We start from the raw sequence: 26,224 nt of genomic DNA on the forward strand, positions 1-26,224 counted from the left end.
AGACAACCTTTTCAATGTTGAAGTTCTGGTCGTTATTTCTTCTCTTTCACCATGATGTTCTTGCTATCCGCCAGCACCTCGTAGAACTTGCCATCGGCGGCGGTCTGGAGTTTGCGGTAGTTCACCTTTACGCCGTCATCGAGGTCCAGCGCAATGCGGGAAAGCGCCAGATGGCTGATCTTTTCGTCGTAGTCCCGGCACTCCTTCAACTGCTTGGTCAGCTTGTCCTTGCGCTTGGCGGCGGCAGCAGCTTCGCGGGCGTTGGTGGTGTGGTCCATCATGTCCTGCATCCGGTTGATCTCGGATTCGTACACACGCTGCATCTTGTGCAGGTAATCCACACGCAGGGTGCCGATGGTATCCGGGGTGTAGCGGTGGAGGTAGACCAGTGCCTTAAAGCCGTTCTGCTTGCCGCTGTCGAACAGCCAATAGATGGGGCGCTTGCCGGAGCCGGTGACCGAGTAGGTCTGGCAGTGATCCTTGAAGAAATCGTTCACAAAGTAATTGCGGATGACCTCCCGGCTGGTGGTGCCCTTATTGCCCAGTGCCTTGGCAATGTAATCCAGGTTCGCTTCCAGCGTATCCGCACCGTACACCACCTTCAGCCAGTCGCACAGGCGGGCAATGATATCGTCCTCCAGATACTCCTCGTCCGTAATGGGGATCACGTTGTCCACATCCGGGGCAAAGGTGCACTGTTTTACGCCATCCTCGGTGCGGAGGTACAGTGCGCCCGGCGCACGCAGCAAACCCGGTGCACCCAAAACGCCAGTTCCGGTCACAGCATTGCTGGCGTGGACAAACTTCTCCTCAAAGGGCTGACCAGCCAACACAAGCCCGGGCACATCCAGCGAGTAGCGGCCAAACATACAGCCCACGGCATAGCTGAGCAGGCTCTTGATGTCTCGCTGCAAATCTGCCTTGCGCACGGTCACATCTTTCTCTTCCACTTCCGGGGTCAGTTCATCCTGCAAACCGTAAATATCAATAAAAATGCGGTTCAGTTCTTCCTCGTTGGCTTTCAGCTTTTCAAAGCGCTCCTTGCACTGGCCCTGCCACAGCAAATAGCAAATTTCCAGCGGGCAGCTTGCCTCCGGCAAGTAGCCATAAAAGTAGTCCATAGCAGCAGCTGTACTGGTAGCATCCCATAAACCCTTGCTCATGCTCACAAGGGGGTGGGTGATAAAGTCCCAAGAGGTTTCAAAGGAATCCCAATCTACCTTTGAAATCTCAACATTAGTTTCAACAAGGCTGTCTATTTGATGCTTTTTTTGACCATTTAAAATAAAGGGCAGCTTGCGAATGGGACCTTGATTGAAATCCAGCGTTGGCGAAAGCAGTTCCAAGAACATCATTGCTACTCGACTGTTTAAGAAGCCAAAGATATAACAAAAGGTATCCTTTTTGAGAGCAAAACACATTGGTCCTTTTGAATCAAACAAATATCCTCTGGGAGTATATCTAAAAGAAATGTCTCCTGTCGTCAAAGCCGACCATGACATTCCTTCGCGAAAATAGTATTCTTTGCTAACTAATCTTCCCATTGGAGTTCGATGTTTGTTAAGCCATTCAGCCCATTCTCGCAATTCTTTTCCATCATTTTTCCAATTGATCACATACGCAGCATTTCCATACCATTTCCGATATAAACCTCCCTTATTATATGGATACCACTTTTTGTCACAATCAGTCGATTCTTTATGTGAACAGCAGTTAAAGGTAATGTTATCCATTTGCGTTTCAAACCACAAACGAAGAAATCGATCATTATCCGAAGTGGATAATCCCTGCCGTGGCTCTGCGAATTCAGACAACGCTGTTTTTTCAAAACTATCAAGAACAGGTTCCTTCAACCAATAAGCAAAAGGGAAACCACTGACTTTATAGAAAGATTCTTGCCTGCTCACATAGTCATTATCTGTGCCGTGAAAAGCTGTTTCTTTTTCTTTCTCACCAACATAAGCTGTTAATCGTTTATATAACCCTCTATAGTTTGAAATATTCGCTGATTTTCTAATAGTAAATGTACAAGTTTGTACAACTTCTCCTCCAATTTCATCAAAAGCGCGAGCCCCGAGATGTATTAAACTAACGATTTGATTGTTTAGCATTTTTTCTCTCAAGACCTGGAAACCAGTCAAAAACATTACCCCATTTTGAACAATTAACGAATAATATCCATTACTTCTGCACAAATCATTCGCTTTATCCACGATGACCCCATACAAGTCATTCCGTACATCTGGATAATTTTCGATTAAATATGAGTTCAGCTTTTCATCCATAGATTTTTTGTGCATATACGGCGGATTCGTGCAGGTAACCCAATACTTTCGTGCCATAGTTTCGCCAAGGTCGATGAGCTTTGCCAACTCCTCGGCGGTCTGCTCCACACCGGCGCTTTCCAGAGAAATTTGCACCTCATCGTCAATGCCATCCACAAACCGGCGCAGCAATGCCCAGTTATACTCCGGTACATTGAGGATGGAGCCGTATTCCTTGGCATCGGTCAGGATATCCAGCAGACCCTCCAACTGCATTTTGGCGGTGTTCTTTTCCAAGTCCGAAAGGCCCGCCCCAAAAAACTTGAGGTGAGCCCGGTTGATGGGGTTGCTTTCCTGAATGGCGTGGACGTGGCAGGTGTTTTCGCCGTTGAGGATGCGGCGGTTGTACTGCCGTGCCTTCATCATCACGGCAAAATAGGCAAGCTGATAGGCACGGTCGTCAATGTCCAGACCGTAGAGGTTGTGTTCCAGAATGCTCTTGGCGGCATCCCGCTCGGAGTAGCCCACGCTGGTATAAATCTGCATCAGCACGTCAAAGGCGTACACCAGAATATGGCCGGAACCCATGCAGGGGTCGATGAGGGTCAGGTCCTCCGGGTTCAGGGCGGCGTACTCTTTACGAATTTCTGCAAGCTTTGCCTGCACCTGCGGCTCCTGCGGGGCTTCGTCCAGATAATACTTCCAGTTCTTCCGCAGGTCGCTGTCCGGGTGACCCTCCAGCCACAGGCGTCCAAGGCTGTTTTCCACCATGTAGCGGACGATCCAATCCGGTGTGAACAACTGAGTCACCGCCGGGATCTCTTCCTTGGTGATCTTGCCGTTTTTGGCAAAGGCGGCCGCCTTGGGCTCGGTGTTGTAGTACTGGTACAGCCAGCCGATGATCTCCACCTGACCGCCCTGCTCGATGTTGAAGTCCTTTTCCGGGATGTCGTGGGTCAGCTTGTACACCACGCCCTCCTGATCCACCACTGAAAGGTTCAGCAGGACTTCGGTGTAGTCGGTGGTCTTTTCAAACAGACCGGGCAGGATCTCATTCAGCGCATTGCACTGCTTGATGAACAAAAAGCGGAACAGCTCATCCAGTTTGTTGTCCTGCTTCCATTGGATGATCTGGGCTTCTTCCTCGGCGGTAAAGGGTAGCTCGGCATCAAAGGGGGTGGTGACCAGATCCGGCTCCACCTTACCACTCTCGGAGGAAAGCACCCGCAGGTGGGAGGGCAGATAGTCGTTGACCTCCATGAACCGCACAGCAATCAGGCGGTTGAACCATGTATACGCCACTTCCTCCATGATGTACTGGTAGGCGGTAGCGTAATCGGTGTCGGCCTCCTTCTCCCGGATGGCGCTCACAAGCTGCCGCCTCTGCTTGATGGCCTCGCCTGCAACCAGATAAGGCTCCGCTGCACCAATATCGTAGAACTGGGCATCCAGCGTGCTCTGGGGCAGAGGGTCTGCAATGCCCTTTTCAGTAATGCCCATCAGTCCGGCACGGTAACAGATATCTGCAATCAGCTTGTTCCGTGCCCAGATGGCAAAGTTTTTAATGGCTGTTTTGTTCATGGTTGTGTCTCCGTTACTCACCATCAATAAATTTCTTAAGCATCGGCTTAAATGCCAAAAGCTCGTATGATTTAATGTAATAACCTAAATTCATCATCATCCGCGATTGAACGATTGCTCTTTGTTGTGTTGGAACATCAACCACAGATATATCGCCGTTGACTCCAATTGTTGGTCCTTGAAATAATACACCTAAAAGGATAAACCTACTTTTTCCAATATAATGTGTTCCTTTTTTATCTGTATAGCCATTTTGATCTAGAATAAAGATAGGTGATCCCGATGAGCCAGGAAAGCATGCCATATCAACAACACCTATACTTCTTTCATTGAAATCGTACCCCGGATGACTCGCAGTAAACCCCTTTCTAAACAACGGATAATTGTGAATTTCATCCCACAACCCACGTGGATAACCAACCATTAAAACGCTTTCTAGTGCATCTAACTCTTTCAAATGTTCTTCATCGCAAATCAAGTTTTCTTCGTTTATACGGCAAAAGACTCGTTTTCCAGTTCTACGATAAACTTCATCGAATAGTGGCTTGGTAAATGTAGCGCACAAATCATGCGTAGGATGAAATAACCACTGTGTTTGATATGTTACCAAATAATTCTCGCCGGAATCTCCATGATCATCGCCCATCAGGTGAAGTTCAAAGCGCATGGTTTCATTCGGGTTATTATTCACTACATGCTTATTTGTAACAAGCATCAAAATGCTCTTCCCATCAATCTCAAAATTAAAGAAAAAACCAGTTCCGGAACCACCGTCTAATGTTTCTAAGCGTACAGTATTATATAGTGTTTGTTCCGCAATACTTTCAGGTTTCATAAAATCAACCTCACAGTTCCACATTCACGATCGAATCATCGGCAAGTTCCTTCAGCAGGCTCTGCCGCAGGGCATCCAGATATTTATCCACATCCTCTGCACTTTCCAGCCGCCAGGACGCTGCCCGTGCCACCGTTTTGATGGAGAGATTTTTAGTGGTGCGCACCTTGACGGTAGGTTGCTGGACCTTCGGCTGCGGCACGGTGACGGTCTCGCCACGCTTGCGGGCTTCCTCTGCAAGACGCTTCTGTTCCGCTTCTGCCTGTGCAAGTGCCTGCTGTGCCAAGCGGTTGTCCTCGTCCACCATCTCGTTCAGCAGGCGGATCTTCAGCGCATCGGACTTATCCTGATAGCTGCGCAGCACCGACACATTGTTGCAGTGTACGGCACCGTCCAACAGCTCCTCGAACCGCTCCATGTAACCACGGTGCTTTGCGTCCTTGTAGGGCTTGTCGTTCAGCACCTCCAGCACACGGTTGCGGTCGTCCTTGATGGCTTTTACCACCGGTGCCGACTGCTCCTCCAGAATCTCGTTGTACAGGGACATGAACTTTTCCCGCAGCTCCGGCAGCTTGGGGATCTCACGGTAGGGTGTTTTCATGCCCACGATGCTGCGCATCTGCCGGACAACATCTTCCAGTGCGGTGTTCACGATATAGGTCTTGCTGTCATCGTAAATGCCCAGCATATCCAGTGCACGGCGGAAGATCTGCTCCTGCTCGCTGTTGGGGCTGAAAAATTTCTGCACCGGCTCAAAGTCCTCGCCAAAATCCAGCAGCTCGTCCTGCCCGTCGCTGACTTCCTTGAAAAATTCCAGCGGAGCATTGATCTGCAGCAGGCTGCTCATCAGCTTTTTGCCCTCGGCAAGGACCTGCCTGCCGGGGTAGGCGTAAAGCTGATACCGGGGTTCCAGCCGGTCGATGGAAGTAATGGTACGCTCGCAATAGCGCCGGAACTCGCTCATCATGGTGTCCTCATCCTCTGCGGTCGGGGTCACGTTGAACAGCTCCTTCATAATGGTGCGGACAGCCTTTTTCTGCTTTTCCGGCACCCGGACACGGACTTCCATCAGCAGCTTGTCCACAAACTGCTTTTTGGTGATGTAGCCCACAAGCTCTTCCTCGGTGCGATTGTTGGCGTTCACACTTTCGCCGTTCACCGTAAAGGCAAGGTCGCCCCGTTTGAACAGCCGTGCCACCAGCCACTGCACATCGTCCTCCACAAAGCCGTAGGGAGCTTTCATGAACCGATCCTTGATGGTTTTCATGGAGGTCTTCATGTGCATCCGGGAGTTGCCGCCGATAAATTGCAGAACGTCATCCAACGCATGGACATTTGCCTCAGAGCTGTCCTCCAAGGTGAGGGAGAGCTGGTTGCTGCTGCGGAACAGCTTGCGGATGTCGGTCTCGCCCATGGGGGCGGTAATGTAGGACAGTTTATGGTAGACCGTCTGCACCAGACGACCGATTGCCTCGTTGATGCGGCTGTTCACTTCCTTGCCGGAGGTACGCAGCACATCACCGTTTACATAGATGGTAGCATCCTTCAGTGCCTCGGTCAGGTAGAGCTTGGCGTTGCTGTTGCGTTCCCGCATCTCCACCCGCTTTGCTTCCTTGATGGCCTCGTACTTTGCAAGCTGTACCGAGGTATTCTTACGCAGGAAGCGCTCGATCTTCAGGTAGGCGCGCATTTCGGTCAGGAAGGAGTCATCGTTGGGCAGTGCCACAAGCACTTCCTTGCCCTGCCCGGAGATCATCCGCAGGGTAGAGTCCTCCACACCACCCTCATACCACGGGGTCAGCACACGCAGCCCGATGTCGTAGCTTTGGTTTGCCTTGTAGGGACGGTCATCCACCATCTGGTTGAACGGGAAGGTGTACCGTCCGCCGAATGCCGGATACTGGTACTTTTTGCTGGGGAAGATGTCCTCAAAGATCATCTCAGCGATCTTGGTAAGGACTTCCGGCATCTCCACGTTTTCTTTTTCAATTTCGTTGTTGATCTCCTGCTCCTCGTCGGTCAGGAACACATAGACGCTGCCGTTTTTCTGGATCAACATCTGGCGCATCAGCACCTTCAGGGCTTCCTCTACCTCTGCTTTCAGAGCAAGGCGGTCATCGTCGATGTTGGAGATCATCAGGCTGGTGATGTTGTCCACATTTGCCTCGATCTCCACCACATATTTGATCAGGAACAGGGTCTTCAACACGTTGATGGCAAAGACGTCCTTTTCCTTCTTTTCCGGGTTGATGTAGCTGTTATCATAGGCACGAATGATCACGCTGCTGTGGCTGTGGTCAAGGAAGTTTTCCAGTGCATCGTAGAATTTATGGAACGGCACGATGGCACCGGTTTCTTCGTTCATCAGCTGCATGGCAGACTCTTTGAACAGTGCCAGCATAGAGCGCTCACCCTCGGACAGATGCTTACCGGATGCACCGTGGGTACGGATGCTGGTCAGCACACTTGCCAGAAGGTTGAACTGATAGGGCACAAAGGGGTACACCTCTGCAAAATCCTCCGCATTGGCATACAGCTTTTTCTCCACACCGTCGTTGAAAACAATGAGGTTCTTGATGATGGTGCCCTTCTGGTCGTAGATCAGCCGCAGGCTCTGGGCTGCGGTGTCGGTCTTTTCCAGAATACGCTTTTTGATAACGGCATCCACGTTTGCAGAAGACAGGGACAAACGGGTGTCAAAGCGTCCCTGAATCTTGGAGAAATCGTTGCCCTTCACCTTAGTGATGGAGTCGATATCCTGCTGAGAGGTCACAATGACCCACGCCTTGCCCTGACATTCCTTGCCCAGTTCCTCGGTCACTGTCTGGAGGTTCAGCATCAGCTTGGAGTCATCGCCGATATACTGACCGATCTCATCCACCAGAAAGACAACATGGTGGTTGCTGCCCTTCTTATCCAGATAAGCCTTCACACGCTTGGCAAAGTCCTCGATGCTGATCTGGTAGGGCTCCATTGCCTTTTCGCACCAGTTGCGGGCGGCGGGCTCGCTCATGCCCATATCCACCAGAACCTCCACAACGGTGTCCTGAATAAAATCAAAGTCTTGCCGGGAATCCTCCCACGCATCGCCATAGGCATCCTCAAATTTTTCCTTGAACGCAGCAAGCTGGTTCGCCTCAGCAAGGTGGCGTTCCAGATCCGCAAGGTAGGGCATGGAGCCGCAGAAGCCCTGCATCTCGTTGAACACCTTCAGGAACACGTTCACGATGGCATCCTTGTTCTCCTTGCTGTTGGATTCGCTTTTGGAGTCGATATTGAACAGGATCACATCCGTTGGCGTGTCTGCTGCCAACTTCATATCTGCCAGAACCATCTGGTTCGTGATCTTTTTATCGTCGATGAAGAAATCCAGTGCGTGCTTATCGCCCACCTGCTTGTTTTCCAGCAGATAGGACAGGATCTTCAGAAAGTGAGATTTACCGCTTCCAAAGAAGCCGGAGATCCATACACCCATTTTCGGTGTGGTGCCCAGAATACCTTTTTTATAAGCCGCAAAAAAATCCGCAAAGTGCCGCTGCAGTTCACGAGTCACCACATACTCTTCCAGTTCCTGTGCAACATTGGTCTCTGCGCCCTGACCGACTACGATAACACCCTGAAGTTCACGGTCGATCTCCTTACGGAACATCTCCTTGATCTGCATAGCTACTGTATCCTCCCTTTATTTCACCAGCCGGAATGCCCGGTAATAGTTATCGTCCTTAATCTCGTTGAACAAGATCAGTTCCTGTTCGTTGTAGGTGCCCGGAAAGAACATTACGACCGGGCAGCGGACAAATGCCTGATGCAGGTTGTTCAGAACCTTATGGGACCGCAAAATCGGATAGCACTTTCCGATACCCGTCAAAAACACGATGGCGTTCTCCGGCGTATGTTCCTTGATATACTGCACGATGAGGCTGTCGTTGTCATTGATCTTCATGGCGTTGGTAACCGCTTTGGTGATCCGCTCCATCCCGTTTTTCTTTTCAAAGTCATAACACTTTTCCAAAAAGCGCTTCTTCTCCAGAAAATCAATGATGACATCGTAGAGATCAAATACCACCAGATCAAAGTCATCATCGCCACGGGCATTTTTGCCTTTCATATACTCGATTCGAGCACGAACTTCCAGCTCTTTTTCCGGTGGATAGTCGAAAACCCAGTAGTTCACCTCGTTGGCTCTGCCGGTTCCCTTGCGGAAGGACGTTTTTCGGATTGCCGCTTCCATCTCATCCAGCCGGTCGCTCAGGCATCCATTCACAGTTTCCATCTTATCTTACCCCCGTAAGCGCATTGACCATAATGGCATATCCATTGTCTTGCAGCCAGCGTTCCAGCGCAATGTCCAAAATCGGGCGCAGGATCTTGCGTGAGCTGCCCTTGTTTCCGTCCAGCATTCCTGCCTCGTAGAGCTGCGTTTTGTATGCCGCTCCCAGCCGATGCAGCGTGTAGTCCTGAAAGGCTGCTACTTTCTCGCTTTGCGCCTGCTTGTCCTTGAAGAACACCCGGATATCCACATCAGTCAGTTCGTCCACTCCAAGGATCATCTTTTCCCGCACAACTTCGTACACAAAGTCAAAGAAAAGCGTATCGTGTGCAAGTGCTGCTACCAGCGCAAACATCTTCTGCGTTGCAATATCGCTGCTCAGGAAAACCGGGTAAAAGCTGGGGTCTAGCATCTTTATGCGTGCCGTGACGGTAGAGTAGATCATCTGTGCCCGTGCCTTTGTGGATGCACTATAAATGTTTTCCTGCTCGTTCAGGAGCTTAATATCCGAAAAGCTCTTGCCCTCTGCCAGCAACTGAACCGTTTTCCGAAACTCAACAAACCAGAATGAAAATTTCACGGCTCCTGCACTATATGGTTTTCTGTTCATCTATATCTTCTCCATTTTCATTCTTCGATTTAATGTATTTTCCGCTCTTGACTCTAGCATCTTTTGGTTTTGAAGCATCTGCCGGAATGATCCATTGATGTCCAACGCGCTGTGCTCCTTTGATGCGGCCTTCTGTACATAGGGTTTGCACTCGTCTTGCACAAACGCCCCATTTTTCAGAGATTTGTTTAATTGATACGTATTCCATAGTAACCCTCAACATCGCTCTTTCACGGATGTGGCAGTCTATAATAAACCATTTTTATTTTACTCTAACAAACGAACGAAATCAATGCAAAGGTCTTACAAATCTCGGAATGGTTTTTGTATATCAAATACACCGTTCCCACTCGTTCAACAATAAGCGTGGAGTCTCTTTTCAAGGTTCCGCTCCTATTGTTCGAAATATAAATACTGTTATTTTCTTCCCGATAACGCTCATGTTTAACTAGAGCTAAAATTGGCTGAATACGGACTGAAAGGATGCATTGTTGTGGCAAACTGCGCAAGGCTGACATCATACGAGTCGTCACCCTGATCTAAGTGGTAGAGAATCGCAAAGCATATCTCATACCCTCGATCATTGAATATTCTTCTAACGGACGCTATAATAAAAGAAAACGGCAAGGAAGTGCACCTATGCTCTACCCCGGACTGTACGAACAGGTCATCAATAACGCGCTGAACAGCGAGCTTGCGAAGATCCCGGAAGCCCGCAAGTCCACTGCGCCCATCGACACAGCAGAGGCTGCCAAGGTGCTGGCGCAGTATCTGACCGACGTGGTACAGAAGGGTCTTGAGAACGTGCAGGACAACGGCGGCGGCATCGAGGCGCAGATCCAGCTGGCAAATCAGATCGTGACCACCATCCAGAACACCACACAGGAAGCTGACTTTGCCGCGCTCGGTGTTGATCAGCGGGCAGAGCAGCTTCTTGCGCTTTTGCAGCAGAATGACCCGCGCCTTGCTACAGGAAAAAGCGCAAAGGACCTTGACCGCCCGGAGACCTCCATTGCGCAAAGTTCCCTGTTTACCGGCGCTATCCATGAGCCGCAGATGTACACGGAGCTGAAAAAGGAGATCGTTTCCGCCGACCGCATTGATATGCTGGTCTCCTTTATCAAGTGGAGCGGCTTACGCCTCATCATGGACGAGCTGCGGCAGTTTGCGCAAAGCGGCGGTGAGTTGCGCATCATCACCACCTCTTATATGGGCGCTACGGACGTAAAAGCCATCGAGGAGCTGCGCGCGCTGCCCAATACAAAGATCAAGGTCAGCTACGATACCAAACGTACCCGCCTGCACGCAAAGACCTATGTATTTTACCGGAGCACCGGCTTTACTACGGCGTATGTAGGCTCCTCCAACCTGTCCAACGCAGCAATTTCCAGTGGTCTGGAATGGAACGTCAAGGTGACCCGAAAGGACCTACCGGAGACCATTGAAAAGATCGCAGCCACCTTTGAAAGCTACTGGAACTCCAGCGAGTTTGAATATTACGATGAAGGGCAGCGGGAGCGGCTGGCCCGTGCTCTGAAAGCCGAAAAATGCAGCGAGGCCGACCATAGCGGGATCTATACCCTGGATATTCTGCCCTATTCCTATCAGCAGGAAATCCTGGACCGGCTGGATGCCGAGCGCACCGTTCGGGGGTATAATCGCAACTTGGTGGTGGCCGCTACCGGCACCGGCAAAACCGTGATCTCCGCACTGGATTACAAGCGCTTCTGCAGGCAGCATCCGGGGCAGCCCTGCCGGTTGCTGTTTGTGGCACACCGGGAGGAAATCCTGAAGCAGAGCCTGTACACCTTCCGGGCGGTGCTGAAGGATGCCAATTTCGGCGAACTGTATGTGGGCAGCCACAAAGCCGACAGCATCGACCATCTGTTTGTTTCCATCCAGACCTTCAATTCTCAGGAGCTTGCCGCCAAAACGGCAGCGGATTTCTACGATTACATCGTTGTAGACGAATTCCATCATGCAGCTGCACCCACCTATCAGAAGCTGCTGGAATATTATCAGCCGAAGATCCTGCTGGGGCTGACCGCTACCCCGGAACGCATGGACGGCAAAAGCGTTCTGGACTATTTCGGCGGGCGTATTGCCGCCGAAATTCGTCTGCCGGAGGCCATTGACCGGAAACTGCTCTGTCCCTTCCAATATTTCGGCGTCACCGACACCGCAGATCTGAGCAGTCTGAAATGGCGCACCGGCGGCTACGATAAAAATGAGCTATCCAACCTGTACACCCTCAGCGGCATGGTGGCGGAGCGCCGCGCTGACCTTGTGGTGAACTCCATCCTGAAATATGTCACTGATATCGACGACGTGAAGGGTCTGGGCTTCTGCGTTTCCATCGCTCATGCCCAATTTATGGCGCGCTACTTTAATACCCACGGCATCCCGTCTATGGCACTGACCGGCGATTCTCCTGACGAGGAGCGCAACGCCGCCAAGCAGCGACTGGTTTCCGGGAAACTCCGATTCCTCTTTGTAGTGGACATTTACAACGAGGGCGTGGATATCCCCGAGGTGAACACGGTGCTGTTCCTGCGCCCTACCGAGTCGCTGACCGTGTTTTTGCAGCAGCTGGGGCGCGGCTTACGTCTGGCAGAAAACAAGGATTGCCTGACCGTTCTAGATTTCATCGGGCAGGCCAATAAAAAGTATAATTTTGAGGAGAAATTCGCAGCACTGCTCTCAAATACCACCCGCAGCGTCAGTCGGGAGCTCAAAGAGGGCTTTGTCTCTGCGCCTAAGGGCTGCTACATTCAGCTGGAGAAAATTGCCGCAAAGTATGTGCTGGATAATATCAGCGCCTCCTATGACCGCACCTCCGGGCTTGTGGCGCGGGCGGCTGCCTTTACCGAGGATACCGGTCTGCCCCTGACACTCGGGAACTTCCTCGACTACTACCATTTTGACCCGCGTGCGATTTACAGCAAAAAGATCTGCTTCAGCAGGCTGTGCGTCCGTGCAGGGGCGGCATCAGATTTTGCAGAACCTTTGGAAGAAACTATGACCAAAGCCTTTGCACGCTTTGCGGTCATCGATTCCCGCAGGTGGATTCGTTTTTTGCTGGGGCTTCTGCCAAAATTGGATAACACCGACTTTGCAGCCCTGCCGCCGGTAGAGCAGCGGATGCTGCAAATGTTTTATGTGACCCTCTGGGGCAAAACTGCAGAAAGCTGGGAGGATGAAGAAGTTCTCGATAACCTGTATGCTCTCTCGGATAGTCCCGTTTTGCTGGGGGAACTGCAGGCACTTTTGCAGTATCAATATGACCGCATTGATTTTATCGACGAGCCGGTGGATGTAGGCTTTGATTGTCCGCTGGACCTGCACTGCACCTATACCCGCGACCAGCTGCTGGTAGCACTGGACTTTTTGAAGCCTGCTACCGTCCGCGAGGGCGTGAAGTGGCTGCCGGAAAAGCAGCTGGACGTATTCTTTGTGACCCTGAACAAAGCGGACAAGGATTACTCTCCCAGCACCATGTACAAGGATTATTCCATTAACGAAAGCCTGTTCCACTGGCAGAGCCAGAGCACCACCGCCGAAAACTCTGCCACCGGGCAGCGGTACATCCATCACCGGGCAAAAGGAAGCCGGGTTCTGCTGTTCGTGCGCGAGTTCAAGGCAGATGCCCGTTTTGGCGGTGCAGGGGCGTATACCTATTTGGGCACGGTGAACTATGTGAAGCACGAGGGCTCCCGCCCCATGAACATCACATGGAAGCTGGACCGCCCGATCCCTGCAAAGTTCCTCAAAAAGACCAACAAATTGATCGTGGGGTAACATACTATGGACGATATGCTGGCTCGAACCATAATTGAAACTCTTGCAAAAGGTATTAATCCTTTAACCGGTTGGATTCTGTCTGAAAATGATAGTTGTGCTCAGGAAGAAATTCAAGAAGCATTAAAAATCGTATTGGAACATTGCTCCATTGAATCTACCACTGAATATCTGAAGTCTCTTCCTCGAAACAAAAAGGCGGAGCGTTATTCTCGCGCTGGAACAGCATGGTCGCAAAAAGAAGAACGTGAATTATTGCGGCTCCACCAGCAGGGAAACAGCGTCAAACGAATTTCTTTGATTCTAAAACGTTCTACAGGAGCAATCGAATCCAAATTGAGAAAACTGGGTTGTCCGCTCTATTATGAAAAATAATTCAGGAGATTTTCATGAAAATGATTCGCGTTGTTGCAGCCGTGATCTGCGACGATATTCAGACGAAACATAAAATTTATGCCACTGCCCGCGGCTACGGCGAGTACAAGGGCGGATGGGAGTTCCCGGGCGGCAAAATCGAGCCGGGTGAAACCCCGCAGCAGGCACTGAAACGAGAGATCCGGGAAGAACTGGATACCGAGATCGCGGTAGGCAACCTCATCGACACCATTGAATACGATTATCCGACCTTTCATCTTTCCATGGACTGTTTCTGGTGTGAGGTAGTCTCCGGCAAACTGGTGCTGAAAGAAGCCGAGGCTGCACGCTGGCTGACTAAAAAGGAGCTTGATTCTGTTCCGTGGCTTCCGGCGGACCAACTTCTTTTAGCGCAAATTCGTCCGGCATTATAATTTTTTATGATAAATCCCTCTCTTTAGCTTTCTCAAATTTCCATTTTTCACCCAGATATAATAATCATGATTCATAGCCTCTGAGTCGAAAGACTCAGGGGCTTTTTTATGTCTGGAGGTGAGCATTTTGTTATTCCGCACCATCACTATCATTATTACCATCGTATTTTAAAGCGCAGCTGCGCAGAAAGGAGAAAGCCTTATGAACTTTTGGTCCGAAATCGTCAAAGAGGTTGGCACCGTCCTGGTGGAGGTCCTCGTCCGCATCGCTGAAGAAATGGAAAACAACAATTGATCACAGTACACTGAAAAGGAGATTTTACTATGCCCGCAAATGTTGAAACGATGTTCTCTGTCCGTGAGACCCCTTGGCACGGCCTTGGCCGTATCATTATGGATGCCCCTGCAAGCCGTGAAGCCTTGGAACTGGCCGGTCTGGATTGGCAGGTGGAAAGCCGTAATATCTATTCCGGCACGGGTGCTATGATCCCCGGTTATCGCGCAAATGTCCGCAGCACTGATGATGCTGTTCTGGGTGTGGTATCCGACCGCTACCGCATTGTGCAGAACGAAGAAGCATTTCAGTTCACCGATGACCTGCTGGGTGAAGGTGTCACTTATGAAACTGCCGGTTCCCTGCAGGGCGGCAGAAAGGTCTGGATGTTGGCAAGGCTTCCGAGGAAATATCTTATTGCTGGAGATCAAGTAGTACCATATCTTGTGATCTTCAACAGTCATGACGGCAGTTCTGGTGTGAAAGTGGCCATGACTCCAATCCGCGTGGTCTGCCAGAATACTCTGAACCTTGCGCTGAATACAGCAAAGCGCAGCTGGACTGCACGCCACACCGAAAATGTTCTGCTCCGCGTGCAGGATGCCCGTGAAACCCTGCAGCTGGCCAGCAACTATATGGTTGAACTTGGCAACCGTGGCGAAGAGCTGGCTCGCATCGATTTATCCGATCACAAGGTGCAGGAGTTCATCAATGAGTTTTTCCCGATTTCTGAGGACCTGTCCGATTGCCAGCGGAAGAATAATCTGCGCCTGCAGGAAGAGCTGAAGGCTCGCTACTACAACGCACCGGATCTGGAATGGGTCGGCAAGAACGGTTGGCGCTTTATCAACGCAGTCTCTGATTTTGCTACCCACGCAGACCCTCTCCGCAAGACCAAAAACTACAACGAGAACCTGTTCCTGCGCACCGCAGAGGGCAACCCCATGATCGACAAAGCCTACAAGATGGTGCTGGCAGCAGCATAAAGGAGCAAGCCATGAATGATGTAAATAACCGCATTTTCAGGGAATTCACGGAATTCTTTGACAACGTTGAGAAGAGTGCTTCTGAAATCAGCGTTACCATGGCTTATGAGATCACGATGAAAAGTACCATCAGCACCGCCATTATTGTTTTGGAATCCGAGGGCAGACTAGAGGAGCGCTACTGGAACCATCTCAGGGTGCAAAATAATATTCTGGATTTTCTTTATGACCTGTGGGTTGGCTCTTGCCATTCGTTAGCTGCCGACTTTTCCACCATCATGAAAGACTTGGTGGAATATGACTTCATTCTTGCCGAATCTATTATGAAAGAAAGGATGCAAAGCGCATGAAAAGATTGATTTCAACTTTGAACCTGTCCAAAGAAGATTGGCTCCGTTACCGCAAATGCGGTATTACCGGCACGGATGCCGGGGCTATCCTTGGCCTGAATCCCTACCGCTCGGCATTTCAGGTTTACTGCGACAAAAACAGCGAAACTATTGAGAACATCGATAATGAGGCTATGCGGCAGGGCCGTGACTTGGAGGATTATGTAGCGCAGCGCTTCACCGAGGCCACCGGTCTGAAAGTACGCCGGGCAAATGCCATCTACCAGAGCGAGGAACATCCGCTGCTTCTGGCAGACTTTGACCGCCTGATCGTTGGGCAGAAGGCCGGACTGGAGTGCAAGACGGTCTCGCCTTTCTCTGCGGACAAGTGGGCGGATGGCAAAATCCCTGCACATTACATGGCTCAGGTCAATCACTATCTGGCTGTCAGCGGTTTTGACTGCTGGTACATTGCTGCTCTGATTTTCGGGAAGGAGCTGGTGATTCACAAAATCACAACCGACAAAGAAGTTCTGAACAACCTCATTGCCAAGGAAGAGCACTTCTGGAAATACAACGTAATGCCCGAAATTCCGCCTGTACCTACCGGAAGCGAGGGGGATACACAGCAGATCAATCAGCTATACTCTGCAGATGATCGAAACAAAACTGCCGATCTGAATCCCATCCGTAATCTGTTGGACAAGCGACAGGAGCTTTCCACCCAAATCGAGCAGATGGAACAGGAGAAAACGGCTATCGAGCAACAGGTCAAGCTGCAAATGCAGGATGCTGCCTATGGCACAGCACCGGGCTATAAGGTATCGTGGGTATCCTCCGAAAGCAAGCGTGTGGATTCCCAGCGTTTGAAGAAAGAACAGCCCGATATTTTCAATCGGTACAGCAAGAATGTAAGCAGCCGCAGGTTTACCATTATCCATGCAGCATAATTTTTGTACGCCTATAGGCACACAAAATTTGCGCTTCAGCTATTTTTGTTTAATAGAAAAGCACAATACTGTTTACACAATAATAATTGTATGCTAAGATAAGAATATGAGGTGATGCACGATGGTTCTGCGCAAAAGTTATTTGGATAAGATCATTCCTTTTATCGATCAGGATCTGATCAAAGTTCTGGTTGGAATCCGGCGCTGTGGAAAAACAGTCCTTCTCGGTCAGATCAAGGACGTGCTCCTCCAGCGCAACATTCCCGCACAGAACATTATTCAGGCCAATTTTGAGTCCATGCGCTTCCGCAACACCCGTACTGCAGAAACGCTTTACGACTACATCGCAAAAAAAGCGGAAGGCTGCACCGGCAAAATTTATATTCTTCTGGATGAGATTCAGGAGGTGGAGCGCTGGCAGATTGCAATCAATTCTCTTCGTGTCGATTTCGATTGTGATATTTACCTGACCGGCTCCAATTCCAAGCTGCTTTCCGGCGAATTGGCAACCTATCTTTCCGGACGATACATCCAGATTCAGGTTTTCCCCTTTTCGCTGGCCGAAGCAAAACAGCAATGCATTGAAAACGGAACCTATACTTCGGATGAAAAGCTCTTCGCAGACTATTTGAAGTACGGCGGTTTTCCGCAGCGTTTCTTCCTCCCTGACGATCATTCAATCACCACCTATCTGGACGATCTTTACGAGGCTATCATTGTCCGTGACATCATGCTGCGCCACAATATTCGCGAACAGACCGCATTACGTAATGTCCTTGCATTCCTGCTGGACAATATCGGCAATCCGTTTTCTGCCCGTAATATCAGTGGACGCATGGTTTCGGAAGGAATCAAGACAACCACTGCTACCGTACTGAACTACGTTGATTATTTCAAGGAAGCCTTTATCCTTCTGAATGCAAGCCGCTATGATATCAAAGGAAAAGCGCTCCTGTCCAGCACAGAAAAGTACTATGCAGTCGATCTCGGCCTGCGGAACGTTATCAAGAAAAGCGAAAAACTTGACAGCAACAAGCTGTATGAGAACATCGTATATCTGGAAATGCGGAGCCGTGGCTATGAAGTTCAGGTCGGCAAGCTGGACGACACCGAAATTGATTTTATCTGCTACCGTGGAGATGAAAAGCTCTATATTCAGGTTGCTTACCTGATCACTCCCGCCGATGAAGAACGGGAGTTCGGTAATCTTGAGCGGCTGCACGACAACTATCCTAAGTATGTTATCAGTGGTGATTTGGCGAATTTAAGCCGAAACGGAATCATTCATCGAAACATCATTGATTTTCTGCTCAATCCGTAATTTTCACATCATGGGGCACAACAGTTGACGCTGTTGTGCCCTTTTTTCTTTATCAGAATTGGAGGCATTCATATGGAAAATCCATTCGTAAAATTATTTGCTATTGACTTCAAAGATCATCTGGAAGTCAAAAAGTCCGGCAGCACGGAACTGAAATATGTAAGCTGGGCGTATGCTTGGGCAGAGGTGAAGAAGCTGTATCCCGCTGCCAGCTACGAGGTCAAGAAATTCAACGGCCTGCCCTATGTTTATGACCCCATAACCGGCTTCATGGTGTATACCTCGGTCACGATTGAGGGCGTTTCGCATGAAATGTGGCTGCCTGTACTGGATGGCGCAAACAAAGCCATGAAAGCTGTGCCTTACACCTACACCACCCCGAAATGGGACTACAATCCGCAGACCCGCCGCCGTGAAAAGATCGGCATGGAAGAGCGCACCGTAGAAGCAGCCTCCATGTTCGATGTGAATAAAGCCATCATGCGGTGCTTGGTGAAGAACCTCGCTATGTTTGGCCTTGGCCTCTATGTCTATGCCGGAGAGGATTTACCGGAAGATGCTGCACCGCAGCCGGATGCAGAACCGCAAAAGCAGCCGAAACCGAGATCTGCTGCCCCGAAGCAGGAACAGCCGCCTGTGCCCTGCATCTGTGCCCGGTGCAACCAGCCTATCAAGAGGGTCAAGCTGAAAGATGGCTCCATCATGCAGGCGGCAGAATTTGCCGCCACCCATGAGGGAATGTGCGCCGACTGCTACAAAGCCACCAGATTGAACGTAGCATAATAAAACTGCTCTATTTCGATGTCACTTGATTCTTGTATGATTCTATATTTCATGGTACACTTACAGTAGTGAGTTCTGAAAGCTCTCCTCTGTGAGCGGAAAGGAGCATTGCATGAAAGATTTAATGTTTCCTGTTGGAATCTCGAATTTTGAAAAGATTCGAGAAGGCGGGTATTATTATATCGACAAGACCAATCTGATTTCTGAACTTCTTAGCGGAGGTATCGCTGAAGTAACATTGATTACTCGCCCTCGTCGCTTCGGAAAATCCCTTGGTATGAGCACTCTCGCAAATTTTCTGGACATCCGCAAAGACAGCAAGCAGATGTTTGAGGGATTGGCGATTTCCAAAAATACAGAACTTTGCAAAAAATGGATGAACCAGTGTCCTGTGGTATTTTTCTCTTTCAAGGATACGGACGGTCTGACCTTTGAAAGTGCCTATGGAATGCTGTGCATGAAGCTGGCATTTGCATTTCAGGATTATCAGTTTCTTTTGGACGACGATGCTATTTCTGACGATGACAAAGGCATCTTTAAGCGGATTCTGGGACGCACTGCATCCATAGATGAAACCAAAAGCTGCTTTTTGCTATTGACCCGGATGCTGGAAATCCATTTCAAAAAATCGGCGGTCGTCATTCTGGATGAGTATGATGTTCCCATTGCAAAAGCCAGCAGCAACGGATATTATTCGCAGATGCTGGACGTGATGCGGGCTATGATGAGCACCACGCTCAAAGACAACACTTCGCTTGACTTTGCTGTGGTTACTGGCTGCCTGAAAATTGCCAAAGAAAGCATTTTTACCGGGACGAACAATTTTGTCTCGGATACGATTCTTTCTCCCCGGTTGAGCGAATCCTTTGGGTTTACACAGGCAGATGTAGATCAAATGCTGAAAGATGCTGGTCTTGAATCGCAGTCTGCTGAAATCAAGGCATGGTACGACGGTTATCATTTTGGCGATGCAGACATTTATTGTCCGTGGGATGTGATCAGTTATCTGCGGGATTTCCAGTATGGTGTAGCACAGAAGCCGAAAAGCTATTGGAAAAACACCAGTGATAACGCCATCATCCGTTCTTTCATCGACTATGCAGGCGACAATATCACCACAAAGCTTGAAACTCTGATGGCTGGCGGCTCTATTGTTCAGCATATTGAAGAAAACCTGACCTACGATTATCTGCACTCCTCTGAGGAAAATCTTTGGAGTGTGCTGTATCTGACAGGCTATCTGACCAAGGTGCGGGATAAGGATCTGACGGATTCGCTGCCGGATGGCTGCTCTGCGTTGATGATTCCCAATGCAGAGATTCGGGAAATTTTTGAAACCACTGTAAGCAAATGGTTTGATGACAGTGCAAAGGCATGGAACCGCAGCCCGTTGTTTGATGCAGTCTGGAGCGGAAACAACGAAGCTCTGACAAAAGAGATGACCAAGCTGCTGCGTATGACCATCAGCTACCACGACTACCGGGAGGATTTTTACCACGCTTTCCTTGCAGGCATCTTTACTGGTGCTGGCTATGTGGTAGAATCCAACAAAGAGCATGGCGAGGGGCGCAGCGATGTCATTGTAAAGGATATCCGCAATGGCCGCGTGGCAATTTTTGAAGCCAAGTATGCCAAAACTCTGGATGCTCTGCCAGATGCCTGCGATACTGCCATTCAGCAAATCAATGACCGGATGTATGCAGCGGACTTCCGGGATGACTATGATGACATCCTCTGCTATGGCATCGCATTCTTCAAAAAACGTTGCATGGTAAGAAAAAAATAATTATCTACTGGGGAGTATCTTCGGATGCTCCCTTTCACTTTTTACAGGACAATCCATTTGGATTGTCCTGTTTTTATTTGGAGGCACACAATGAAAGAAGAAAAAATCAAAGTCCTTGCGCTCCTGCCAATGGAGCTGCCAAAGGAGATTGATCTGGACAACACCCTTGAAGCCATGCAGAAATTTGTAGGCGGGCTGATCGAATGCATCACATTGAGTGATACCGGTTCAGAGGTCACACTGGTCTGCAATGATGAAGGCAAGCTGCTTGGCCTGCCGCTCAATCGTCCGCTGTGGGATGGAGCCGATGTTCTTGCTGGGCCGGGATTTCTGGCCGGATGTGACAACGAAGGGAATCTGACTTCCCTGCCGCAGAGTACAATGGATTTCTACAAAGAGAAATTCAGAGCTTTTATCATTGAAATCTAAGGAGGACAGATTATGACCTTTAATGCAATGACCGAACACTACGAAGAGATCACGGTTTGCGGAAAGCCTGCGCTGTTCACCAGCATCCGCATCAAGAGAGATACCATCCCGGATGGTCTGTACGCCTACGATGTCCGGCACGACGATGAGTGCCGGGGCATCCCTTGTGAAATCGCACCCTTTGTGATGGTCAACCACTGGGGCACCATTATCCTTGCGGAACCGCTGGACCTGCCGGACGATGGGCGGCGATATATTGACGAGGATACCGACTGGAACTACGCTCCTTTGGATGGCGAGGACACCGCCAATCACAAACCGTGTACTACCATTTCTGATTTTATGACTGCCTATGCCCACTAAAGCTGTATTAAAAATACCGTATATTCTGTTTTGTATTAAAACCAGCCGTTTTCAGGCCGTTTCAAGGTGCAAAACACAGTCTTAAAAATGTCGCTCGTTATCTTTGAGCCAGAAAGGAGACTCATGAACATCTATGGCTATTGCCGCATCTCTACGGCAAAGCAGAGCATTGACCGTCAGATTCGCAATATCAAGGCCGAGTATCCGACTGCCCATATCGTACAGGAAGCCTACACTGGTACATCTATCTTTCGCCCGGAATGGCTGAAGCTCTATCGGATTCTAAAATCTGGGGATATGGTGGTGTTCGATTCGGTGTCCCGAATGTCCAGAAATGCAGAAGAGGGTTTTGCTCTGTACGAAGACCTCTACCATAAGGGCATCCGGCTGGTGTTCTTGAAAGAGCACCACATCGACACCGAGACCTACAAAAAAGCCCTGTCCGGCAGCATTGCCATGACAGGGACAAATGTGGACTTCATCTTGAAGGGCATCAACGAGTATCTGATGGCTTTAGCAAAGGAGCAAATCAAACTGGCCGTTCCAGCCAAACGAGAATCGCCCCGGCTGAAAGTCTCATCTGGCAATGGCAGCATCACACGAATGTCCGGGATACGCCGTAAGCCGTGGCTGCTCCGTATGCCAATCCCTGACCCTCACACAGGTATTACAGTTGTAAAAACTGTCGGCACTTATGTCACCCGTGAAGAAGCCGAAGCGGTTCGTGCTGAAATGATGAAACGCCCTGCTACACCATATCAAGATTCCACCTTAGCAAAAATTCACGAGATCTTTCTGGAATCTCGTGAGTACAAAGGCCGTTCTGATAAGGCCCGTGAACTGTATGATCTGGCATGGAAATACCTAAAACCACTTTGGTATTACAAAATTGCAGCCCTTTATGCACAGGACTTCCAAAACATCCTTGATAAAATGGCCGATGATGGCCTGTCTCAGAGCATGTTGGAAAAAGAGCGTACTCTTATCAGCAAGCTGTATCGCACAGCCATTGGCTGGCGTGTCGTGGATGCCAACCTTGCATCTGTCCTGAAAGTTGAGGGGCGTAAATCGCCGGAACGTGAAATCTTCACGGATGAACAGGTAACGCTGATTCTGAGCCAGAAGAACACTCCCACGGGGCAGATGGTAATTGCTCTTCTGGCCTGTGGAGTTCGTATCTATGAGCTGCTGCACTTCAAACACGAAGATTTTCACCGCACGGAATCCGGCGCTTATCTGATTGGCGGCTGCAAGACCGAAGCTGGACGCAACCGCATCATTCCCATTCTTGACTTCGGAATCCCGATTTTTGAACATGCGTATGCCACCTCTGTGGAAAACGGCCCACTCTTTCCTAACGGAAAAGGTGGATTCTGGAACGAAAAGAACTGGCGTAATCGCAAATTCTATCCGTTCTTGGAGGAAATCGGCATCCAGCCAAATCCTTACGACGAAAACGGCAAACGTAAACCGGAGTTTGCCGGGAAGCTCGCCACTTATACGCCCTACACCACCCGGCATACATACGCCAGCCTTTGTGACCGTGCGGGTGTCAACAAAGATATCCTGAAACGTGCTGTCGGGCACACGCCCAAATCCAAAACGCTGGATGAAGTCTATCTCCATCCGAAAGCCAACCAGATGATTGAAGCCTTTGACTCGGCCAATCAACTGGTCAAAGATGAAGTTCTGGCTCTACCAGAAGAATAATCCCCACAAACCAAAAAATCGCCAATGCATGAGAGAAAAATCTCTCACGTTTGACGGTTTTCTTTTTTACCCTAAAAGTACTCTTGCTCTGCGCTGTACCTCTTTTTCGATCATCTTCAAGCGATTTGGCGGCAGATTATAACGTGTCGCTCTGCGGTCAAAATGGAAATCCAGCAGCTTATGGAGCATTGCACGGTGACGAGGTTTCATTGCACTCTTTGCAGCTGCAAAAAAATCATCGTATGCAAGCGGAAGCAGTGTGCGGGCATATTCATCAAATGCTTTCTGGTTGTCCCAAAGATCCGTTCCGCCCAGACTGAACAGCGAGTTTCCGTGGTCAAACAGCGGTGCAGGTGCCGCAATCGTGTTGGTCTTATTATCCACCAACACGCCAAAGTTTCCATAGTGGCGGTCAGTGTTGCAGATGATCGCATCAAAGACCAGCATATCTTCCAGCGCATCCACAAAGTTCTGACCTAACGTCTGATAATACGCAAAAATTGCTTTTATTCCACCTTTGGACACAAGCTGTCCGATGGGAATATAAGAATACTCTTTGCTGGTGAACAGCTCACACTTGGAACAAAGCGTCTTTTTCAGGTCTTTCGTCAGAGTGTAGCGAATCGCATTCACGCCCATCACCTGTGCAACTTGATAAGCGTACAGTTCCGAGTACGGTTCAAATCCCAGATTACTGAACCCTGACGTGCCACCTTTATAAAGATAGATTTTTCCGTTTTGTCTGCGCCAGCATTTTGGCAGCATCCCGTTGGTCGAGAACTCCGGGCAGGACGCAAGCGAAGTTCGTATGCTGCTGCCATATCCTGTAAAGGCGATTGCTGCCAGCACCTGACTGAATCGGTTATCGTAAAGATTTACTTTTTCAAAGGTGTCACCGGAGCCCTCTGCATCTACCCAAAAGCAATCATTGAGTGAAAGACCTTTATTGGCTGCAATAATTCCAAGCGGTCGATTCAAAGAAAGCCCCACCTTAGAGAGCAGAGCGTCTACATACGCTCGGTTCTTCGGAATTGTGCGATGCCGCAGCCAGCGTTCTACACCATCTTCTGATACAGTCAGGTTCAAAGGTAGAAAGGAACGGTTTTCTTCGTAGACCTTTATAATATGGAGGTCAGTATCTGCACTGTCCATGTTTGCTTCAAAGGTAAGCAGTGGCAAATCAAAATGCCTGATGGTGTAGCGCACAGCGATTTCTCCTTTCATCCATGATCTTTTTCTTTATTATACGGCATCAGAATCCGAATGAAAAGCACCGTCGTCATTCTGCACAAAATTCAAGGATAAAATTTTACACCCAAAAATCTGCAAAAATCGGGTTTCTGAGGTCATTTTGCCGTTCCTCTCCGAATTTTGCTACAGATCTGCTACAAACTTGCTACAAACGACTGAAAAGGGGGCCTCCTACACGTTTCATTATCAATATGCAAAAGTGAATCCGCTTCACTTTTGCATATCAAAAAGCACGTAGGTACAAGAAAAAGCCGCTTACCTTTTCAGGTAAACGGCCTTACGTTTGGTGGAGCATTCTCCACAGCACTCGAACCCAACACCTCTTCACGGGAGATGGTTTTGGAATCGTCCGTGAAGTTGAAATTGAGCACGACCCGGTCGTCAAAGACGTAGACCGAGTTGACAAAGGTATCAATGATCTGCCGCTGGTGCTCCATGTCTCTCATGTCACCCTTGCGGAATTTTTCAAACCAGAACCGCATCCACTCGCGGGTCAGGACGGGCTTTTTCAGCTCTTCTTCCAGAATGCTGGTGTTCAGAGCTTCTTTCCGGGCTTCCAGTTCGTCCAGCCGCTGCTTGGTGGTCGGGGTCAGGATGCCCTGTTCAATGGCTTCCAGAAGGTTTGCCAGCCGCTTCTCTGTATCCCGGAGCTGGTCTTTCAAAACAGGCAGTCGGGTGTTCTCCTGCTGCTGGGCTTCCATAATCAAATCTATCAGCTGTTCGATGATTTCATCGCTGAAAATCACCTTAATGGCAGTCTCCACCACGAACCGTTCCAACGGCTCTTTGCGGATAGCTTTCAGGTCGCAGTGCGCCTTGCCGTGGCGTTTGGCGTTGCCGCACTTGTAGTAATAGTAGGTGTTTCCCATGTGGCTGGTGCCGCTCTCGCCGCCCATCAGGGTGCCGCACTTGCCGCAGAACAGCTTGGTGGTCAGCAGATAGCTCACATCCTCTTTTGCGGGTCGACCATGGGCAATCCTATTTTGCTCGAAACGCTGCTGCACCCGGTCGAACAAGTCCTCGTCCACGATGGCCGGAATGCCGCCCGGTGTCACGATGTCCTTATATCGGTATTCACCTATGTAACGGCGGTTCCGGAAAATCTGGAAGAAGCTGTTCTTGACAAAAGGCTTGCCGGTACGGGTGCGCAGCCCTCGCTCGTTCAGGGATGCTGCGATTTTCTCGGCAGGCTCGCCGTTGGCGTACCGGGTAAAAATCTCCTGCACAATGGGAGCCGTCTCCGGGTCGATATGGTACAGTCTGTCCTCCTTGCCAATGGTGAAGCCCAGCGGCACCACACCGCCGTTGTACTTGCACTGGAGGGCGTTTTCGCGCTCACCGCGCGCCACTTTCAGGGCGAGTTCGGCGGAATAGTATTCCGCCATGCCAATCAGCATACTCTCCACCATAATGCCTTCAGGCCCCTGCGAGATGGGTTCCATGACAGACACCAGATGGACACCGTTCTTTTCCAGCTGGTACTTGTAGTTCACGGCATCGAATCGGTTCCGGGCAAAGCGGTCCAGCTTCCAGACCAGAACTACGTCGAAGATTTTCTTTCCGCTGTCCTTGATCATCCGCTGAAAGTCTGGGCGGTCATCCGTTTTGGCAGAGTAGGCACGGTCAATGTAGGTGCCGACCACGGTGATGCCGTTCTTCTCGGCGTAGTCCTTGCAGTCGCGCAGCTGTCCCTCAATGGACGCTTCACGCTGGCTGTCGGATGAATAGCGGGCGTAGATCACGGCGGTCATGGTTGCACCTCCTTGGCGCGTATTCGACTTGCCTTTATAGTATCGGGTCAAGCGCAGCTTGTCAACAATCTGCGAGCAGATTGAAATGTGAAAATTGCGAAACGCAGCGAAAAAGGGGAGAGCAAGAATCGTCCCGTGGCCACAA

General features: G+C 49.8%; 19 protein-coding genes and 1 pseudogene. 12 read left to right on the top strand and 8 right to left on the bottom strand.

Annotated elements, in window-relative coordinates:
• Positions 1 to 32: 32 nt before the first annotated feature.
• The 6 genes from pglX to WMO20_RS03685 are packed head-to-tail and all read right to left on the bottom strand — an operon-like array spanning position 33 to position 9,768.
• Positions 33 to 3,845 (bottom strand): BREX-1 system adenine-specific DNA-methyltransferase PglX, encoded by a 3,813-nt coding sequence (gene pglX / locus WMO20_RS03660; protein WP_349185886.1) that lies wholly within the window; start codon positions 3,843 to 3,845, stop codon positions 33 to 35.
• Positions 3,846 to 3,858: 13 nt separating this feature from the next.
• On the bottom strand, positions 3,859 to 4,680 hold the full coding sequence (locus WMO20_RS03665) for a S1 family serine peptidase (RefSeq protein ID WP_117554515.1): 822 nt from the start codon (positions 4,678 to 4,680) through the stop codon (positions 3,859 to 3,861).
• Positions 4,681 to 4,690: 10 nt separating this feature from the next.
• Positions 4,691 to 8,344: a BREX system P-loop protein BrxC gene (gene brxC / locus WMO20_RS03670; protein WP_349185887.1), complete on the bottom strand. Its 3,654-nt coding sequence runs from the start codon at positions 8,342 to 8,344 to the stop codon at positions 4,691 to 4,693.
• A gap of 18 nt (positions 8,345 to 8,362) precedes the next feature.
• A complete protein-coding gene (locus WMO20_RS03675; protein WP_097839703.1) occupies positions 8,363 to 8,953 on the bottom strand; it encodes a DUF1788 domain-containing protein in 591 nt (196 codons plus the stop codon).
• Position 8,954: 1 nt separating this feature from the next.
• Positions 8,955 to 9,530 (bottom strand): DUF1819 family protein, encoded by a 576-nt coding sequence (locus WMO20_RS03680; protein WP_349185888.1) that lies wholly within the window; start codon positions 9,528 to 9,530, stop codon positions 8,955 to 8,957.
• Positions 9,531 to 9,540: 10 nt separating this feature from the next.
• Positions 9,541 to 9,768, bottom strand: coding sequence for a helix-turn-helix domain-containing protein (locus WMO20_RS03685; RefSeq protein WP_349185889.1), 228 nt, complete (start codon positions 9,766 to 9,768; stop codon positions 9,541 to 9,543).
• 431 nt (positions 9,769 to 10,199) lie between these two features.
• On the opposite strand from WMO20_RS03685, the gene WMO20_RS03690 reads away from it, so the two are divergent.
• The 12 genes and pseudogenes from WMO20_RS03690 to WMO20_RS03745 all read left to right on the top strand — a co-directional run.
• Positions 10,200 to 13,358, top strand: a complete 3,159-nt coding sequence (locus WMO20_RS03690; protein ID WP_349185890.1) for a DEAD/DEAH box helicase — start codon at positions 10,200 to 10,202, stop codon at positions 13,356 to 13,358.
• Between the two features lie 6 nt (positions 13,359 to 13,364).
• A complete protein-coding gene (locus WMO20_RS03695; protein ID WP_349185891.1) occupies positions 13,365 to 13,733 on the top strand; it encodes a hypothetical protein in 369 nt (122 codons plus the stop codon).
• 14 nt (positions 13,734 to 13,747) lie between these two features.
• Positions 13,748 to 14,146, top strand: coding sequence for a (deoxy)nucleoside triphosphate pyrophosphohydrolase (locus WMO20_RS03700; RefSeq protein WP_113621515.1), 399 nt, complete (start codon positions 13,748 to 13,750; stop codon positions 14,144 to 14,146).
• A 324-nt stretch (positions 14,147 to 14,470) separates the two neighbouring features.
• Positions 14,471 to 15,406 (top strand): DUF932 domain-containing protein, encoded by a 936-nt coding sequence (locus WMO20_RS03705; protein WP_349185892.1) that lies wholly within the window; start codon positions 14,471 to 14,473, stop codon positions 15,404 to 15,406.
• Positions 15,407 to 15,417: 11 nt separating this feature from the next.
• The gene (locus WMO20_RS03710) at positions 15,418 to 15,756 is read left to right on the top strand and encodes a DUF3848 domain-containing protein (protein ID WP_117949183.1); all 339 of its coding nucleotides are present in this window, start codon (positions 15,418 to 15,420) and stop codon (positions 15,754 to 15,756) included.
• Positions 15,753 to 16,685 carry a YqaJ viral recombinase family nuclease gene (locus WMO20_RS03715; protein WP_349185893.1) on the top strand — a complete coding sequence of 311 codons (933 nt, stop codon included), beginning with the start codon at positions 15,753 to 15,755 and terminating at the stop codon, positions 16,683 to 16,685. Before WMO20_RS03710 ends, WMO20_RS03715 begins: the two co-directional genes overlap by 4 nt.
• Before the next feature lie 121 nt (positions 16,686 to 16,806).
• Positions 16,807 to 18,006 (top strand): ATP-binding protein, encoded by a 1,200-nt coding sequence (locus WMO20_RS03720; protein ID WP_349185894.1) that lies wholly within the window; start codon positions 16,807 to 16,809, stop codon positions 18,004 to 18,006.
• 72 nt (positions 18,007 to 18,078) lie between these two features.
• Positions 18,079 to 18,789 carry a Sak single strand annealing protein gene (locus WMO20_RS03725; RefSeq protein WP_349185895.1) on the top strand — a complete coding sequence of 237 codons (711 nt, stop codon included), beginning with the start codon at positions 18,079 to 18,081 and terminating at the stop codon, positions 18,787 to 18,789.
• Positions 18,790 to 18,901: 112 nt separating this feature from the next.
• Positions 18,902 to 20,575 (top strand): AAA family ATPase, encoded by a 1,674-nt coding sequence (locus WMO20_RS03730; RefSeq protein WP_349185896.1) that lies wholly within the window; start codon positions 18,902 to 18,904, stop codon positions 20,573 to 20,575.
• Positions 20,576 to 20,665: 90 nt separating this feature from the next.
• The gene (locus WMO20_RS03735) at positions 20,666 to 21,004 is read left to right on the top strand and encodes a DUF3846 domain-containing protein (protein WP_005924129.1); all 339 of its coding nucleotides are present in this window, start codon (positions 20,666 to 20,668) and stop codon (positions 21,002 to 21,004) included.
• 12 nt (positions 21,005 to 21,016) lie between these two features.
• Positions 21,017 to 21,367, top strand: a complete 351-nt coding sequence (locus tag WMO20_RS03740) for an LPD28 domain-containing protein (protein WP_270834214.1) — start codon at positions 21,017 to 21,019, stop codon at positions 21,365 to 21,367.
• Between the two features lie 87 nt (positions 21,368 to 21,454).
• A pseudogene (locus tag WMO20_RS03745) lies at positions 21,455 to 21,908 on the top strand (recombinase family protein); the annotation flags it as partial.
• 1,235 nt (positions 21,909 to 23,143) lie between these two features.
• Here the strand turns inward: WMO20_RS03745 and WMO20_RS03750 are convergent.
• Together WMO20_RS03750 and WMO20_RS03755 are read right to left on the bottom strand one after the other, a co-directional pair.
• Positions 23,144 to 24,283 (bottom strand): XRE family transcriptional regulator, encoded by a 1,140-nt coding sequence (locus tag WMO20_RS03750; RefSeq protein ID WP_349185897.1) that lies wholly within the window; start codon positions 24,281 to 24,283, stop codon positions 23,144 to 23,146.
• A 308-nt stretch (positions 24,284 to 24,591) separates the two neighbouring features.
• Complete coding sequence (locus WMO20_RS03755) at positions 24,592 to 26,079, bottom strand: recombinase family protein (RefSeq protein ID WP_349185898.1); 1,488 nt, start codon at positions 26,077 to 26,079, stop codon at positions 24,592 to 24,594.
• Between the last annotated feature and the right edge of the window lie 145 nt (positions 26,080 to 26,224).

Source organism: Faecalibacterium intestinale (assembly GCF_040096575.1).
Classification (GTDB): domain Bacteria; phylum Bacillota; class Clostridia; order Oscillospirales; family Ruminococcaceae; genus Faecalibacterium; species Faecalibacterium intestinale.

What these genes read in the sequence shown, in the direction of transcription:
- brxC (WP_349185887.1), bottom strand. Translation starts at nt 8,344, where the DNA reads ATGCAGATCAAGGAGATGTTCCGTAAGGAGATCGACCGTGAACTTCAG.
- WMO20_RS03730 (WP_349185896.1), top strand. Translation starts at nt 18,902, where the DNA reads ATGAAAGATTTAATGTTTCCTGTTGGAATCTCGAATTTTGAAAAGATT.
- WMO20_RS03690 (WP_349185890.1), top strand. Translation starts at nt 10,200, where the DNA reads ATGCTCTACCCCGGACTGTACGAACAGGTCATCAATAACGCGCTGAAC.
- pglX (WP_349185886.1), bottom strand. Translation starts at nt 3,845, where the DNA reads ATGAACAAAACAGCCATTAAAAACTTTGCCATCTGGGCACGGAACAAG.
- WMO20_RS03695 (WP_349185891.1), top strand. Translation starts at nt 13,365, where the DNA reads ATGGACGATATGCTGGCTCGAACCATAATTGAAACTCTTGCAAAAGGT.
- WMO20_RS03710 (WP_117949183.1), top strand. Translation starts at nt 15,418, where the DNA reads ATGAATGATGTAAATAACCGCATTTTCAGGGAATTCACGGAATTCTTT.
- WMO20_RS03720 (WP_349185894.1), top strand. Translation starts at nt 16,807, where the DNA reads ATGGTTCTGCGCAAAAGTTATTTGGATAAGATCATTCCTTTTATCGAT.
- WMO20_RS03735 (WP_005924129.1), top strand. Translation starts at nt 20,666, where the DNA reads ATGAAAGAAGAAAAAATCAAAGTCCTTGCGCTCCTGCCAATGGAGCTG.
- WMO20_RS03685 (WP_349185889.1), bottom strand. Translation starts at nt 9,768, where the DNA reads ATGGAATACGTATCAATTAAACAAATCTCTGAAAAATGGGGCGTTTGT.
- WMO20_RS03700 (WP_113621515.1), top strand. Translation starts at nt 13,748, where the DNA reads ATGAAAATGATTCGCGTTGTTGCAGCCGTGATCTGCGACGATATTCAG.
- WMO20_RS03740 (WP_270834214.1), top strand. Translation starts at nt 21,017, where the DNA reads ATGACCTTTAATGCAATGACCGAACACTACGAAGAGATCACGGTTTGC.
- WMO20_RS03725 (WP_349185895.1), top strand. Translation starts at nt 18,079, where the DNA reads ATGGAAAATCCATTCGTAAAATTATTTGCTATTGACTTCAAAGATCAT.
- WMO20_RS03715 (WP_349185893.1), top strand. Translation starts at nt 15,753, where the DNA reads ATGAAAAGATTGATTTCAACTTTGAACCTGTCCAAAGAAGATTGGCTC.
- WMO20_RS03665 (WP_117554515.1), bottom strand. Translation starts at nt 4,680, where the DNA reads ATGAAACCTGAAAGTATTGCGGAACAAACACTATATAATACTGTACGC.
- WMO20_RS03675 (WP_097839703.1), bottom strand. Translation starts at nt 8,953, where the DNA reads ATGGAAACTGTGAATGGATGCCTGAGCGACCGGCTGGATGAGATGGAA.
- WMO20_RS03705 (WP_349185892.1), top strand. Translation starts at nt 14,471, where the DNA reads ATGCCCGCAAATGTTGAAACGATGTTCTCTGTCCGTGAGACCCCTTGG.
- WMO20_RS03755 (WP_349185898.1), bottom strand. Translation starts at nt 26,079, where the DNA reads ATGACCGCCGTGATCTACGCCCGCTATTCATCCGACAGCCAGCGTGAA.